At 55.0% G+C, this 14,339-nt stretch carries 18 protein-coding genes and 1 tRNA gene; 13 read left to right on the top strand and 6 right to left on the bottom strand.

Going from position 1 to position 14,339, the window contains the following annotated elements; translation table 11 throughout:
- Positions 1–112: 112 nt before the first annotated feature.
- The gene (locus ES815_RS05760) at positions 113–844 is read right to left on the bottom strand and encodes a MurR/RpiR family transcriptional regulator (RefSeq protein WP_142490021.1); all 732 of its coding nucleotides are present in this window, start codon (positions 842–844) and stop codon (positions 113–115) included.
- Positions 845–895: 51 nt separating this feature from the next.
- Between ES815_RS05760 and yqfB the strand changes: the two genes are divergently transcribed.
- Both yqfB and trhA read left to right on the top strand, forming a co-directional pair.
- Positions 896–1,207 carry a N(4)-acetylcytidine aminohydrolase gene (gene yqfB / locus ES815_RS05755; RefSeq protein ID WP_142487013.1) on the top strand — a complete coding sequence of 104 codons (312 nt, stop codon included), beginning with the start codon at positions 896–898 and terminating at the stop codon, positions 1,205–1,207.
- A gap of 165 nt (positions 1,208–1,372) precedes the next feature.
- The gene (trhA, locus tag ES815_RS05750; RefSeq protein WP_142487012.1) at positions 1,373–2,032 is read left to right on the top strand and encodes a PAQR family membrane homeostasis protein TrhA; all 660 of its coding nucleotides are present in this window, start codon (positions 1,373–1,375) and stop codon (positions 2,030–2,032) included.
- 94 nt (positions 2,033–2,126) lie between these two features.
- Here the strand turns inward: trhA and ygfZ are convergent, their stop codons facing one another.
- Entirely contained in the window at positions 2,127–3,107 is a 981-nt protein-coding gene (gene ygfZ, locus ES815_RS05745; RefSeq protein WP_142487011.1) for a tRNA-modifying protein YgfZ, read from the bottom strand.
- Between the two features lie 305 nt (positions 3,108–3,412).
- On the opposite strand from ygfZ, the gene sdhE reads away from it, so the two are divergent.
- A complete protein-coding gene (gene sdhE / locus ES815_RS05740; protein ID WP_142487010.1) occupies positions 3,413–3,679 on the top strand; it encodes an FAD assembly factor SdhE in 267 nt (88 codons plus the stop codon).
- On the top strand, positions 3,660–4,073 hold the full coding sequence (locus ES815_RS05735; protein WP_142487009.1) for a protein YgfX: 414 nt from the start codon (positions 3,660–3,662) through the stop codon (positions 4,071–4,073). The genes sdhE and ES815_RS05735 overlap by 20 nt, the downstream gene beginning before the upstream one ends.
- A 3-nt stretch (positions 4,074–4,076) precedes the next feature.
- Here ES815_RS05735 and fldB read toward each other — a convergent pair whose 3' ends face one another.
- Positions 4,077–4,598 carry a flavodoxin FldB gene (gene fldB / locus ES815_RS05730; protein ID WP_142487008.1) on the bottom strand — a complete coding sequence of 174 codons (522 nt, stop codon included), beginning with the start codon at positions 4,596–4,598 and terminating at the stop codon, positions 4,077–4,079.
- A 101-nt stretch (positions 4,599–4,699) separates the two neighbouring features.
- Between fldB and xerD the strand changes: the two genes are divergently transcribed.
- The 5 genes from xerD (at position 4,700) to lysS (ending at position 10,787) form a co-directional block, all read left to right on the top strand.
- A complete protein-coding gene (gene xerD, locus ES815_RS05725) occupies positions 4,700–5,596 on the top strand; it encodes a site-specific tyrosine recombinase XerD (RefSeq protein ID WP_142487007.1) in 897 nt (298 codons plus the stop codon).
- Between the two features lie 21 nt (positions 5,597–5,617).
- A complete protein-coding gene (gene dsbC / locus ES815_RS05720; protein WP_142487006.1) occupies positions 5,618–6,331 on the top strand; it encodes a bifunctional protein-disulfide isomerase/oxidoreductase DsbC in 714 nt (237 codons plus the stop codon).
- A 5-nt stretch (positions 6,332–6,336) separates the two neighbouring features.
- Complete coding sequence (recJ, locus tag ES815_RS05715) at positions 6,337–8,070, top strand: single-stranded-DNA-specific exonuclease RecJ (protein ID WP_142487005.1); 1,734 nt, start codon at positions 6,337–6,339, stop codon at positions 8,068–8,070.
- 91 nt (positions 8,071–8,161) lie between these two features.
- Positions 8,162–9,260 (top strand): peptide chain release factor 2 gene (gene prfB / locus ES815_RS05710; protein WP_142487004.1). Its coding sequence is split into 2 segments (ribosomal slippage): positions 8,162–8,236 and positions 8,238–9,260, totalling 1,098 coding nucleotides; the frame shifts between segments, so codons are not numbered across the junction.
- 9 nt (positions 9,261–9,269) lie between these two features.
- Complete coding sequence (gene lysS / locus ES815_RS05705) at positions 9,270–10,787, top strand: lysine--tRNA ligase (RefSeq protein ID WP_142487003.1); 1,518 nt, start codon at positions 9,270–9,272, stop codon at positions 10,785–10,787.
- A gap of 37 nt (positions 10,788–10,824) precedes the next feature.
- On the opposite strand, the gene idi is transcribed toward lysS, so the two are convergent.
- Positions 10,825–11,367 carry an isopentenyl-diphosphate Delta-isomerase gene (gene idi / locus ES815_RS05700; protein ID WP_142487002.1) on the bottom strand — a complete coding sequence of 181 codons (543 nt, stop codon included), beginning with the start codon at positions 11,365–11,367 and terminating at the stop codon, positions 10,825–10,827.
- 164 nt (positions 11,368–11,531) lie between these two features.
- Between idi and actS the strand changes: the two genes are divergently transcribed.
- Both actS and ES815_RS05690 read left to right on the top strand, forming a co-directional pair.
- On the top strand, positions 11,532–12,269 hold the full coding sequence (gene actS / locus ES815_RS05695; protein WP_409518823.1) for an amidase activator ActS: 738 nt from the start codon (positions 11,532–11,534) through the stop codon (positions 12,267–12,269).
- Between the two features lie 80 nt (positions 12,270–12,349).
- Positions 12,350–12,423 (top strand) — tRNA-Gly (locus tag ES815_RS05690).
- Between the two features lie 35 nt (positions 12,424–12,458).
- Here ES815_RS05690 and ES815_RS05685 read toward each other — a convergent pair.
- Together ES815_RS05685 and ES815_RS05680 are read right to left on the bottom strand one after the other, a co-directional pair.
- The gene (locus ES815_RS05685; RefSeq protein ID WP_231313711.1) at positions 12,459–12,692 is read right to left on the bottom strand and encodes a hypothetical protein; all 234 of its coding nucleotides are present in this window, start codon (positions 12,690–12,692) and stop codon (positions 12,459–12,461) included.
- Between the two features lie 78 nt (positions 12,693–12,770).
- Complete coding sequence (locus ES815_RS05680; RefSeq protein ID WP_142487000.1) at positions 12,771–13,637, bottom strand: nickel/cobalt efflux protein RcnA; 867 nt, start codon at positions 13,635–13,637, stop codon at positions 12,771–12,773.
- A gap of 122 nt (positions 13,638–13,759) precedes the next feature.
- On the opposite strand from ES815_RS05680, the gene rcnR reads away from it, so the two are divergent.
- Positions 13,760–14,032, top strand: coding sequence for a Ni(II)/Co(II)-binding transcriptional repressor RcnR (gene rcnR / locus ES815_RS05675; protein ID WP_142486999.1), 273 nt, complete (start codon positions 13,760–13,762; stop codon positions 14,030–14,032).
- A 73-nt stretch (positions 14,033–14,105) separates the two neighbouring features.
- Complete coding sequence (gene yjdI, locus ES815_RS05670; protein WP_103792598.1) at positions 14,106–14,336, top strand: 4Fe-4S mono-cluster protein YjdI; 231 nt, start codon at positions 14,106–14,108, stop codon at positions 14,334–14,336.
- Positions 14,337–14,339 lie beyond the last annotated feature (3 nt).

Here is a 14,339-nt window from a genome sequence, read left to right as displayed (position 1 = left end):
TTTGCTAATCTCATTTATTGTCTTATTTTTGAGTTTAACAAAGGGTAATAAAAAGTCACGATATAACAATTCACAGAAATTGTAATTTGTCACTTCTAAAAAACAGGGTGTTTTATTCTGTTAATTTCTTCGCCAGTTTGCGTCCCAGTGATTCAAGAATATAAATCACCGGGATTTGCGTCGTAATATCGTAGACGCCTGCGATACGCGTTTGGGGTACATGCCAGGAGAGATTAAAGTCCGCCAGTTTCGCCAGCCGCGAATGTTCGTGGCTGGTGATCGACAGAACCTTGCAGTGATGCAGGCTGAACTGGCTGGCGAAGCGCAGGATCTCTTCGGTTTCGCCCGAGACCGAGAGGACAATCGCCAGGGCGTTTTTCGCCATATCGTTGGTGACCGGGAAATAAGGATCGTCGATATGGTTGCTGAATTTACCAATATTGGAAAAGAACCGCGCACCGTATTTTGCCAGCGAGCCAGAAGTGCCTGCGCCGACAAATATAATACGCTCCGACGATAAGATAATATCCACGGCGTTATTTAAAAGCGTATCAAATTCATCGTTGTTTACGCTTTTGAAAAAACTGATAATCTCACTGGCACCAAAATTGGCCTGCTGCGGTTCGTTTTGTTCGAGATATAATTTAAACCGCACGCGGAATTCAGAATAGCCATCGCAATTGAGTTTGCGGCAAAAGCGCAGCACGGTGGTGGTGGAAACCCCTGCCGCATCCGCCAGTTCGCGGATGGTCATGTACATCACTCGATCGCGGTTTTTAATGACGGTGTTGTAGACCATCATCTCCAGATTATTGAGACTGGCAATGGCGGAATGGGAGAACATGCTCACAGTGGCTAAACTCACTCATCAACTTCATCTTCAGGGAATAATAACATGCAGCCAAACGACATTACTTTTTTTCAGCGCTTTCAGGATGACATTCTGGCCGGACGTAAGACCATCACCATCCGTGATGAGAGCGAGGCGCACTTTAAAGCGGGCGATGTTCTGCGGGTGGGGCGTTACGAAGACGACGTCCACTTTTGTACCATTGAGGTGACAACTACCTCGACCGTGACGCTGGAAACGCTGACCGAAAAACATGCTCAGCAAGAGAACATGACCCTGGGAGAACTTAAGCGGGTCATCGCGGAGATCTATCCGAATCAGACTCAGTTTTATGTCATTGATTTTAAATGTCTTTGATTTTTAACCTGAACAGACGTTAGCTGAAAATATCACTCAAATATATGATTATTTTAAATAAATATTCATATGATATTTATTTTAGCTAACAGGTGTTCACTGGAATCATTCTCAGTTAGCATAGTCAGCGATGCAGTATTCACTTATGTTTTCCCGGAGTTCTCTATGGTTAGCAAGCCATTAACCGCACAGGGATATTCGCTGGCTGAGGAAATAGCCAACAGTATTAGTCACGGAGTCGGTCTGGTGTTTGGCATCGTCGGGCTGGTATTGCTGCTGGTCCAGGCCGTCGACACCAACGCCAGCGCGCTGGCGATCACCAGTTACAGCCTGTATGGCGGAAGCATGATTCTGCTGTTCCTGGCCTCCACCCTTTACCATGCCATTCCGCATCAGCGGGCCAAGATCTGGCTGAAAAAATTCGACCACTGCGCCATCTATCTGCTGATTGCCGGGACCTATACGCCGTTTTTGCTGGTGGGGCTGAATTCGCCGCTGGCGCGCGGACTAATGATCGTTATCTGGAGCCTGGCGCTGCTGGGGATCCTGTTTAAGCTGACCATTGCGCACCGTTTTAAGGTGCTGTCGCTGGTGACCTATCTGACGATGGGCTGGCTGTCGCTAATTGTGGTCTATCAGCTGGCGGTAAAACTGTCGGCGGGCGGGGTGACGTTGCTGGCGGTGGGCGGAATTGTCTATTCGCTGGGGGTGATTTTTTACGTCTGCAAGCGCATTCCCTATAACCACGCGATCTGGCACGGTTTTGTGCTGGGCGGCAGCGTGTGCCATTTCCTGGCGATTTATTTGTATGTAGGGCAGGTTTAATTAAGATTGTTTTTGCCCGGCGGCGCTACGCTTGCACGGGCCTACGGGTTTCGTAGGCCGGGTAAGGCGAAGCCGCCACCCGGCACTAACACCATCACTCTTCCAGCGAATACGGCAGCGGCTCGATGCTCAGGGTATTCACATCTTCGCGCACGCGGAACACGCTGTCAGGCTCCATATCATTATTCATGACGGCCTGCACCAGCAGACGACCATCATCGAGCTGAACGGCGGCGAGCACGGTGCCGGTCCTGCGCCAGTTCTCACCCATTTTCAGCTCCAGATCTTCACCGGCTTCCGGTACACGGCTGGCCTGGCCCGCCAGATACCACAGCGCACGTTTGTTGGCGCCGCGGAACTTCGCGCGAGCCACCATCTCCTGGCCGGTGTAGCAGCCTTTTTTAAAGCTGATCCCGCCGAGCGCCTGCAGGTTGGTCGCCTGAGGAATAAACTGCCCGCTGTTGGCGGCATCGATTACCGGGATGCCCGCTTCAATGTTCAGCGCCAGCCACTGCTGGCTGTTATTCAGCTGGGCTTCGCCACGCAGGGCCTGGGTCACGCGCTCTGCGGTAGCAACATCGGTTACCAGCAGGAAGCGTTCCGCCGGGTGTTCAAACCACAGCAGCGAGGTGGCGCCGTCGTGAGTCACCTGTTTTTCGGCATCCGGCAGTTCGCTGAACAGATTTTTCAACGCCGCGCGCGCCTGGAACCCGGCTACGCCCAGCAGCACCAGCTCGTCATCGGCAGCGATGGTCACTTTTGAGAACACCGCATACTTTTTCAGCTCCGCGAGCTGCGCGTCGCGCAGGCTGCGGCGTTCGATCAGGGCAAACCCGTCCTGACGGCGAAAGAGGCGCAGGTTGCTCCACATCTTGCCTTTTGGATCGCAGTGCGCAGCCAGCAGGTGTTGGTGTTCGGTCATCTGACTGACATCAGCGGTCACCTGGCCCTGCAGGTACTTTTCGCTGTCCAGGCCGACGAGGGTTGCCAGCGCCCAGTCATCAAGGGTCATAAGCGTCAGCGGCAGACGCGCAGAGGCGACAGGCTGGCGCGGGGAGAAAGGTGTAAATGCCATAGTGAGGTCCTGAATTGCATAACGCTTTGTTAATGCCTAATGGTAAAAGAGACTGTAGCCAATGCAAGCGGTTTCAACAGGCTATTCGTGCCCTCGCGCTGTTCTGCGTAGCACGACGCAAAACGGATGAACACGCTTTTTTGTTGTGGTTTTTTCTGGAAGAGTGCGGCAGGAACGTAATATTCCAGTAATGAAACAGCAAAAAACACGTTACACTAAGAGCCGTTTCTTCCCGGTAGATTCTCTTTCTTAACCGATACGAACGAAACACTGCCTGAACTCAACGTTATGCAGGAAAAATGCACATGGACATTACTAACAAAGCCCGCATTCATTGGGCATGCCGTCGCGGCATGCGCGAACTCGATATCTCCATCATGCCGTTCTTCGAATACGAATACGACACCCTGAGCGATGAGGACAAACAGCTCTTCATCCGTCTGCTGGAGAACGACGATCCTGATTTATTTAACTGGTTGATGAATCACGGCGAACCTGCCGACGCCGAACTGCAACGGATGGTGCTTTTAATTCAAACACGGAATCGGGAACGTGGTCCTGTGGCAATCTGATTTACGCGTCTCGTGGCGCGCCCAGTGGATGTCTCTTTTGCTCCACGGCCTGGTTGCGGCTTGCATTCTGTTGATGCCATGGCCGCTGAGCTACACCCCATTATGGTTAATCTTACTGTCGCTGGTGGTGTTCGACAGCGTGCGCAGTCAACGACGCATTAATTCCCGTCAGGGCGAAATCAAACTGTTCATGGATTCCCGACTGCACTGGCAGGGCAGCGAGTGGGAGATTGTCGGCACGCCGTGGATGCTAAATGCCGGCATGATGCTTCGCTTACGCAAAGGCGACGGGAAACGCTACCAGCATTTGTGGCTGGCGGCAGACAGCATGGACGAAGGGGAGTGGCGGGATCTGCGCCGGATGCTGTCGCAGCAACCGACGCAGGGGCGATAGCGGTTAACTAAACTGCTCCGCCATTTCGCCGAGGATCTGCTCGCACCAGTTTTGCAGGCGCTCTTCGCTCAGATCGTATTGATTAGTCTCATCAAGGGCCAGCCCGACAAACAGCTGGCCGTCGGCAATGATCGGTTTCTTGCTGGTAAACTCATAGCCTTCGGTCGGCCAGTAACCGATGAAGGTCACCCCTTTCGGCGCCAGCTTGTCATGCAGCATCCCCAGCGCGTCGAGGAACCACTCGCCATAGCCTAACTGATCGCCCATGCCGTACAGCGCGATAATTTTGCCTTCCAGCTTCAGGGAATCAAGCTGTTCCCAGATGGCTTCCCAGTCTTCCTGAAGTTCACCAAAATCCCAGGTCGGGATACCCAGGATCAGCACGTCGTACTGTTCCATCATCGTCGGGGCGTCGTCTTTGAGATTATGCAGGGTGACCAGTTCCGGACCGATAATGTCGCGAATTTTCTCTGCGGCCATCTCGGTGTAGCAGGTGCTGGAACCATAAAACAGACCAATATTCATCGCTAAAATGTCTCAATACTTGCTATGACTTTGCGAGTAGTGTACCAGAAACAACCCGCATTCAGGCATAATGCCCCCATTGCAGAACGAAAGAGGCTGACGTGGAAAAGGATCTCGCACTCATCGAGCAGTTTCTCGATGCGCTGTGGCTGGAGAAGAATCTTGCCGAAAATACCCTCAGCGCCTACCGACGCGATCTGGCGATGCTGGTGGCCTGGTTGCATCATCATGACCTCTCTCTTACTACGGCCCAAAGTGACCATTTGCAGGCGCTGCTTGCCGAGCGCATGGAGGGGGGCTATAAGGCTACCAGTTCCGCGCGGCTGCTGAGCGCCATGCGGCGTCTGTTTCAGCACTTGTATCGTGAGAAATTGCGCGCCGACGATCCCAGCGCCGCGCTGGCCTCGCCCAAGCTGCCGCAGCGTCTGCCGAAGGATCTCAGCGAAGCACAAGTTGAGAGATTATTACAGTCGCCGGTGGTTGACCAACCGCTGGAGTTGCGCGATAAAGCGATGCTTGAGGTCTTGTATGCGACGGGGCTGCGCGTCTCTGAGCTGGTCGGGCTGACGATGAGCGATATCAGCCTGCGTCAGGGCGTGGTGCGGGTGATCGGTAAAGGCAACAAAGAGCGTCTGGTGCCGCTGGGTGAAGAGGCGGTGTACTGGCTGGAGAGTTATCTCCAGCATGGACGTCCGTGGTTGCTCAACGGTGTCTCCATTGATGTGTTATTCCCGAGTCAACGTGCGCAACAGATGACGCGTCAAACCTTCTGGCATCGCATCAAACATTACGCCACACTGGCGGGTATCGACAGTGAAAAACTTTCGCCGCACGTTCTGCGTCACGCTTTTGCGACCCACCTTCTGAATCATGGCGCCGACCTGCGCGTGGTCCAGATGCTGCTTGGGCACAGTGACCTTTCAACGACGCAAATCTACACGCATGTCGCGACGGAACGCCTGCGGCAGCTACACCAACAGCATCACCCACGTGCGTGATGACTCGTAACAGGAACCAATATGAAAAAGTCTTTAGTGCTGTTCTCTCTGCTGGCAGCCTCATTATCTGGTCTGGCGCATGCTGACGATGCGGCCATCAAACAGTCTCTGGCGAAGCTTGGCGTTACCGGTAGCGATATTCAGCCTGCGCCGATCGCCGGAATGAAAACCGTGATGACCAGCGGCGGCGTGCTGTACGTCACCGAAGACGGTAAGCACTTTCTGCAGGGGCCGCTGTACGATGTGAGCGGCGCCCAGCCGGTCAACGTCACTAACCAGATGCTGATGAAAAACCTGAATGCGCTGGAAAAAGAGATGATTGTCTACAAAGCGGCGCAGGAAAAGCACGTCATCACCGTGTTCACCGACATCACCTGCGGCTACTGCCACAAGCTGCATGAAGAGATGAAAGACTACAACGCGCTGGGCATCACCGTGCGTTATCTCGCTTTCCCGCGTGCGGGCGTGCAGAGCCAGCCTGAGCAGGACATGAAGGCCATCTGGTGTGCGAAAGATCGCAACAAAGCCTTTGATGACGCCATGAACGGCAAAGGCATTCAGGCCGCTTCCTGCAATATCGACATTGCCAATCACTACGCGCTGGGCGTGCAGTTTGGCGTGACCGGTACGCCAGCCATCGTGCTGAGCAACGGGTATGTCGTGCCGGGCTACCAGGGACCGAAAGAGATGAAAGCGTTCCTTGATGCGCACCAGAAACAGTTTGGCGGTAAATAATTCGCGTGAAATCTTCGATACAACTCCGTCGTCGTGAAGTGGACGACAGCGCCGCCTTACCCGCGGATCTGTCGCCTCTGTTGCGTCGACTGTACGCCAGCCGTGGCGTGAAACATGCAGACGATCTTGAGAAAGGCGTAAAAAATATGCTGCCCTGGCAGCAGCTGAGTGGCGTCGATACGGCCACGGAGCTGCTGTACAACGCCTTTCGTGAAGGAACGCGCATCATCGTGGTGGGGGATTTCGATGCCGATGGCGCCACCAGTACCGCGCTGAGCGTGCTCAGCCTGCGGGCGATGGGGTGCGATAACGTCTCCTACCTGGTGCCTAACCGCTTTGAGGATGGCTACGGCCTGAGCCCGGAAGTGGTCGATCAGGCCCATGCCCGCGGCGCGCAAATGATCCTCACCGTCGACAATGGGATCTCGTCCCATGCCGGTGTCGATCGTGCGCACAAGCTGGGGATCCCGGTGCTGGTCACCGATCACCACCTGCCTGGCGACACGCTGCCGGCGGCGGAAGCGATCATCAACCCCAACCTGCGCGACTGCGACTTCCCGTCAAAATCGCTGGCGGGTGTGGGCGTGGCCTTCTACCTGATGCTGGCGCTGCGTACGAAGCTGCGGGATAAAGGCTGGTTTGAGGCGCAGGGCATTGCCGCACCGAATCTGGCGGAATTCCTCGATCTGGTGGCGCTGGGCACGGTGGCGGACGTGGTGCCGCTGGATGCCAATAACCGTATTCTTACCTGGCAGGGCTTAAACCGCATTCGGGCCGGCAAATGCCGTCCGGGCATTAAGGCGCTGCTGGAGATCTCCAACCGGGATCAGCAGCGGCTGGCGGCCAGCGATCTGGGCTTTGCCCTCGGCCCGCGTCTCAACGCCGCCGGGCGTCTGGATGATATGTCGGTGGGCGTGGCGCTATTGCTGTGCGACAACATCGGCGAAGCGCGCGTGCTGGCCAACGAGCTGGACGCCCTGAACCAGACCCGCAAAGAGATCGAGCAGGGGATGCAGGCCGAAGCCCTGATCCTGTGCGAAAAGCTGGAGCGCAGCGGCGAAACGCTGCCTGGGGGGCTGGCGATGTATCACCCGGAGTGGCACCAGGGAGTGGTTGGGATCCTGGCCTCGCGCATCAAAGAGCGTTTTCACCGTCCGGTTATTGCCTTTGCTCCGGCCGGAGACGGCACGCTGAAAGGATCGGGCCGATCCATTCAGGGGCTGCATATGCGCGATGCGCTGGAGCGCCTGCATACGCTGCACCCGGATCTGATGATCAAGTTTGGCGGCCACGCGATGGCGGCGGGCTTGTCGCTGGAAGAGGCGAAATTCGATCGGTTCCAGCGGCTCTTCAGCGAGCTGGTCACCGACTGGCTGGATCCGGCCCTGTTGCAGGGCGAGGTGGTCTCCGACGGTCCGTTAACCCCCGCTGAAATGACCATGGAAGTGGCGCAGATGCTGCGTGATGCCGGTCCGTGGGGGCAGATGTTCCCGGAGCCGCTGTTTGATGGCCGCTTCCGTCTGCTGCAACAGCGGCTGGTGGGTGAACGCCATTTGAAAGTGATGGTAGAACCGGTCGGCGGCGGCCCGCTGCTGGACGGGATCGCCTTTAACGTCGATACCACTATCTGGCCGGACAACGGCGTGCGCGAAGTCGAACTGGCCTACAAACTGGATATCAACGAGTTTCGCGGCAACCGCACGCTGCAAATCATCATCGACCATATCTGGCCACTTTAGCATCACTATTCCGCTATAAAACAGGGCGTGAATCCGGTACAATTCCGCCCTTATCTCCGCATTTTGACTAGTCCATAAAAGAAAACAGACCATGTTTGAAATTAATCCGGTAAAAAACCGCATTCAGGACCTCACGGAGCGCTCCGACGTTCTTAGGGGGTATCTTTGACTACGATGCCAAGAAAGAGCGTCTCGAAGAAGTAAACGCCGAGCTGGAACAGCCGGACGTCTGGAACGAACCTGAACGCGCACAGGCGCTGGGTAAAGAGCGTTCCTCTCTGGAAGCTATCGTCGATACGCTGGATCAGATGGCGCAGGGTCTGGATGACGTGTCCGGCCTGCTGGAGCTGGCCGTTGAGGCCGACGACGAAGAGACCTTCAACGAAGCCGTGGCAGAACTCGACGTGCTGGAAGAGAAGCTGGCCCAGCTGGAATTCCGTCGCATGTTCTCCGGTGAATACGACAGCGCCGACTGCTACCTGGATATCCAGGCCGGTTCCGGCGGCACAGAAGCACAGGACTGGGCCAGCATGCTGACCCGTATGTACCTGCGCTGGGCTGAAGCCCGCGGCTTTAAGACCGAGATCATTGAAGAGTCTGAAGGCGAAGTGGCAGGCCTGAAATCTGTCACCGTTAAAATTATTGGCGATTACGCCTACGGCTGGCTGCGTACCGAAACCGGCGTTCACCGCCTGGTGCGTAAGAGCCCGTTCGATTCCGGCGGCCGTCGTCACACCTCTTTCAGTTCCGCGTTTGTCTATCCGGAAGTGAAGGACGATATCGATATCGAAATCAACCCGGCGGATCTGCGTATCGACGTTTACCGCGCCTCCGGTGCGGGCGGTCAGCACGTTAACCGTACGGAATCCGCGGTGCGTATTACTCACCTGCCGACCGGGCTGGTAACACAGTGCCAGAACGACCGTTCCCAGCATAAAAACAAAGATCAGGCCATGAAGCAGATGAAAGCGAAGCTTTATGAACTGGAGATGCAAAAGAAAAATGCTGAGAAGCAGGCGATGGAAGATAACAAATCTGACATCGGCTGGGGCAGCCAGATCCGTTCTTACGTCCTTGATGACTCCCGCATCAAAGACCTGCGTACCGGTGTCGAAACCCGTAACACGCAGGCGGTGCTGGATGGCAGCCTGGACCAATTTATCGAAGCAAGTCTGAAAGCAGGGTTATGAGGAACCAACATGTCTGAACAACAAGCACAGGGCGCTGACGCGGTCGTCGATCTTAACAATGAACTGAAAACCCGCCGCGAGAAGCTGGCTGCACTGCGCGAGCAGGGCGTGCCGTTCCCGAACGATTTCCGTCGCGATCGTACCTCAGACCAACTGCACGCTGACTTCGACGCTAAAGAGAACGAAGAGCTGGAAGCGCTGAACATCGAAGTGGCCGTTGCAGGCCGCATGATGACCCGTCGTATCATGGGTAAAGCCTCCTTTATTACGCTGCAGGACGTGGGTGGCCGCATCCAGCTGTACGTTTCCCGCGACGATCTGCCGGAAGGGATCTACAACGAGCAGTTCAAGAAATGGGACCTGGGCGATATCCTCGGCGCTAAAGGCAAGCTGTTCAAAACCAAGACCGGCGAGCTGTCCATTCACTGCACCGAGCTGCGTCTGCTGACAAAAGCCCTGCGCCCGCTGCCGGACAAGTTCCACGGCCTGCAGGATCAGGAAGCGCGCTACCGTCAGCGCTACCTGGATCTCATTTCTAACGATGAATCCCGCAACACCTTCAAAATTCGCTCCCAGATTATGGCTGGCATTCGTCAGTTCATGGTAGCCCGCGACTTTATGGAAGTGGAAACCCCAATGATGCAGGTGATCCCGGGCGGTGCGTCCGCGCGTCCATTCATCACCCATCACAACGCCCTGGACCTCGACATGTACCTGCGTATCGCGCCGGAACTGTACCTGAAGCGTCTGGTGGTTGGTGGTTTCGACCGCGTATTCGAGATCAACCGTAACTTCCGTAACGAAGGCATCTCCGTACGTCATAACCCAGAGTTCACCATGATGGAACTCTATATGGCGTATGCGGATTACAAAGATCTGATCGAGCTGACCGAATCTCTGTTCCGTACTCTGGCGCAGAACATTCTGGGCACCACTGAAGTGCCTTACGGTGAAGAGGTCTTCGATTTCGGCAAGCCGTTCGTTAAGCTGACCATGCGCGAAGCGATCAAGAAGTACCGTCCGGAAACCGAGATGGCCGATCTGGATAACTTCGATTCTGCGAAAGCGATCGCCGAAAGCATCGGTATCAAGGTTGAGAAGAGCTGGGGTCTGGGCCGTATCGTGACCGAGATCTTCGAAGAAGTGGCCGAAGCGCACCTGATTCAGCCGACCTTCATCACCGAGTACCCGGCAGAGGTTTCTCCGCTGGCGCGTCGTAATGACGAGAACCCGGAGATCACCGACCGCTTTGAATTCTTCATCGGTGGCCGCGAAATCGGCAACGGCTTTAGCGAGCTGAACGATGCAGAAGATCAGGCGCAGCGCTTCCAGGACCAAGTTGATGCGAAAGCCGCAGGCGACGACGAAGCGATGTTCTTCGACGAAGACTACGTGACCGCGCTGGAGCACGGCCTGCCGCCAACAGCGGGCCTGGGTATTGGTATCGACCGTATGGTTATGCTGTTCACCAACAGCCACACCATCCGCGACGTGATCCTGTTCCCGGCGATGCGTCCGGTGAAGTAAGCGTTAAGATGTAAAAAAAGCCCCGAAAGGGGCTTTTTTATTGCGCCGCGAAGGCTCTGAGTGCCTCGCGAGCCGTACTCGCTTCCATGACCATCCACGGGCTAAAGGCCCAGGGCGTGGCATCCAGCGCGCGGAATAATGCCTCCAGCTCAACCCACTGATAATCCATCACTTCATCATCATTTATTGTTATTTCATTCGTGATGCGAGCGGCAAATACCGGGCAAATTTCGTTTTCAACAATCCCGGAAGGGTCGATTTTACGGTAGCGAAACTCAGGCGCAACGGGGGTGATATTGGCAATTTCGGCACCCACTTCGAAACGGCAGCGGCGGATTATTGCCTGTTCTGTCTCTTCGCCAGACTGCGGATGGCCGCAGACCGAGTTCGTCCAGACGCCGGGCCAGGCTTTTTTGCTCAGTGCGCGTCGGGTAATCAGGCATTCATCATTGGCGTTAAAGAGCCAGGAGGAGAATGCCAGGTGCAGTGGGGTATGAGAGGTGTGTGCGGCATATTTTTCCTGAGTGCCAATCACCATTCCCTGGTCGTTTACCAAAATAACGTGTTCTTGAATACTCATTCGTGCTCCAGTACCAAACATGCCAGATGGTTCAGCACCATCAGCGGCATTATTATACTGCATTCTTATACGAACGGTTTGTCGCCCAGAGCGGAAAAGGGCTGACCCATATCAGTCGGGGCTGCTATCATAGCGCGGCCATTCACGTTGACCGAGGAACTGTTTTGTTTGCAGGAAGCCCGATGAAAAAACCCGTTTCTGCTCTGTTTTGCCTGATCCTGGCCCTGTTGCTGGCGGGATGCGCGGGCAATCAGGCATCGGATTCTGGTCCTGTGTATACCGTTAAACGCGGCGATACGCTGTACCGCATCTCGCGTACGACCGGCACCAGCGTGAGGGATCTGGCGCGTCTGAATAATATTTCGCCACCTTACACCATTGAAGTGGGACAAAAGCTGAAGGTAAACGGCAGCAGCGCCACGGCCAAAAAATCCTCTTCAAAGAGCAAAGGTAAAACCGCCGCGGTCACGCCTTCTTACGCCGTACCTAAGTCCTCCTGGCCGCCCGTCGGGCAGCGCTGCTGGGTCTGGCCTGCCAGCGGAAAAGTGGTGATACCCTACTCCACCGCAGAAGGGGGAAATAAAGGGATTGATATCGCCGGTACCCGCGGGTCGCCTGTGTATGCTTCTGATGCGGGCAAGGTGGTCTATGTCGGCAACCAGCTGCGCGGTTATGGCAACCTGATCATGATTAAGCATGGCGAGGACTACATCACCGCCTATGCCCATAACGACACTCTGCTGGTGAATAACGGACAAAACGTGAAGGCCGGGCAGAAGATCGCCACCATGGGCAGCACCGGCTCCAATACCGTGGCGCTGCATTTCCAGATCCGTTATAAGGCGACGGCGATCGATCCGGTACGCTATTTACCGGCGCCGGGCGGCAAACCGAAGTGCTAAGTGGTTATTAAATCGCCGGTTAGCGTACGGGAGTCTTGTCAGAAGAGGCGTAAGGTCTATAATGCTTTACGCACCTCAAAGCGGGCGTAGTTCAATGGTAGAACGAGAGCTTCCCAAGCTCTATACGAGGGTTCGATTCCCTTCGCCCGCTCCATAATTCCTTTGTCTGTTCCCTTACTCCCTGCAAACCTACGCCAGTAAGATCTGAATCAGCATCTGTACAAAATAGAGCGCACAGGCGATCTGTATTACCCGAAACCCCCATCTGACATAGCGCCATGCGTTGCGTTCCCTGGCATCAGCGTGTGCAATGGCTGGGTCAGCAGATCGTTTTTTTCGCTTTGTTTTGATTGCGTCCCATGCCCAAAAGGCAAGCAATATAACAACTAATCCTTTCAAATAGAGGGGGTTATCCATCGTCATTCAGGCGCTCCGGGCAGTCTGCTGATAAAGAAAACAGACTACCTTAAAGACAATACAATAAACATGGTTATCAGCGATTTATCGCATTACGCCCAAAAAACCATGGATCCCCATATAAATCCCCACCAGCCCAATCAGCACGCTGGAGAAGTAGGGGGCTCTCCTGGCCATCGTATTAAACCCGCTCCAGCGTTTTGCCACCTGACGTACGCTCACCGCGGCCCCTACGCCAACGGTCACCAGGGTAAGCGCCAGCCCCATGCTGAAACTGACCACCAGCGTTGCGCCCAGGGTTAAGGCTTTCAGCTGGATACAGATAAGCAGTACGGTGATGGCGGCCGGGCAGGGGATCAGACCTCCGGTGAGGCCGAACAGCAGGATCTGCCCGTTAGTTACCTCTCTGCCGGCGAAGCGGCGCTGAATATCATGGGCATGAGCGCGCTCGTGGGCATCCTGATACGCCTTCGAATTGACCTCCAGCCCTTCCAGCTCGGCACGATCGTGTTCGTGTTCGTGATGATGATCATGGTGGTCATGGTCATGGTCATGGTGGTGATCATGGTGGTGGTGGTCAGCATGCCCCTGCGTCTCCTCCAGCCAGCTCTTCTCCCCTTGCCATGTGCGCCAGAACATCCACACCGCGGTGCTCAGAATAACGATCGCAGAGATCACCTGTAGCCAGGGCTCAGCCGATTCCGCGGTGAACCTGTTGCTGAGGTACATCCCGCCAAAGGCAATCAGCCAGACGATGGCGGTATGGGAAATCGTCGCGGCCAGCCCAAGCATCACGGCCTGCCGCACCGTGCCTTTAATGGCGATGATAAAAGCCGCCATCATGGTTTTGGAATGGCCGGGCTCCAGGCCGTGTAAAGCACCTAATAAGATGGCGCTGGGAATAAAAAACCAGGCATTACCTTGCTGAAGAAGAGCGGTAAATTCGTTCATGAGAAGCGTTGTTTGTGAGTTGTTGGTGCCCTGATTCTACTCCCCCCCAGTACAGTATACTACCCCCCAGTAGATCGTCGATGTTACAATCAGCGTTGATTTTTCGGTTAACGAGGTGCCACGTGTCGCATACCATCCGTGATAAACAGAAGCTTAAAGCCCGCACCAATAAAATTCAGGGTCAGGTCGCGGCGCTGAAAAAGATGCTGGACGAGCCGCACGAATGTGCTGCGGTGCTGCAGCAGATCGCGGCGATCCGCGGGGCGGTAAACGGCTTAATGCGGGAAGTGATTAAGGGCCATCTCACTGAGCATATCGTTCATGAAGGCGATGAAGTGAAGCGGGAAGAGGATCTTGATGTCGTGCTGAAGGTGCTGGATTCATACATTAAATAAATGTTAACTTTTTGAAGCTGCACGCCAACGCTATGCTTGTTCCCAAACTCATAATAATTACAGAGGCAATGTCATGGATAACGATCTCCTGCAAGCGGGATACCGGGCCTATACCGGTGAGAAAATTGATGTCTACTTCAATACCGGTATTTGTCAGCACGCGGGAAACTGCGTGCGTGGCAGCGCCAGACTCTTCAACCTGAAACGTAAGCCGTGGATCATCCCTGATGAAGTGGATGTTGATACGGTTGTGCGTGTGATCGATACCTGCCCAAGCGGCGCACTCAAATACCGCCACAAATAAGCG

Source organism: Leclercia adecarboxylata, from assembly GCF_006874705.1.
Classification (GTDB): Bacteria; Pseudomonadota; Gammaproteobacteria; order Enterobacterales; family Enterobacteriaceae; genus Enterobacter; species Enterobacter adecarboxylatus_C.
Note: the sequence above shows the minus strand (reverse complement) of the source record. Positions and strands in the feature narration are given on the sequence as shown.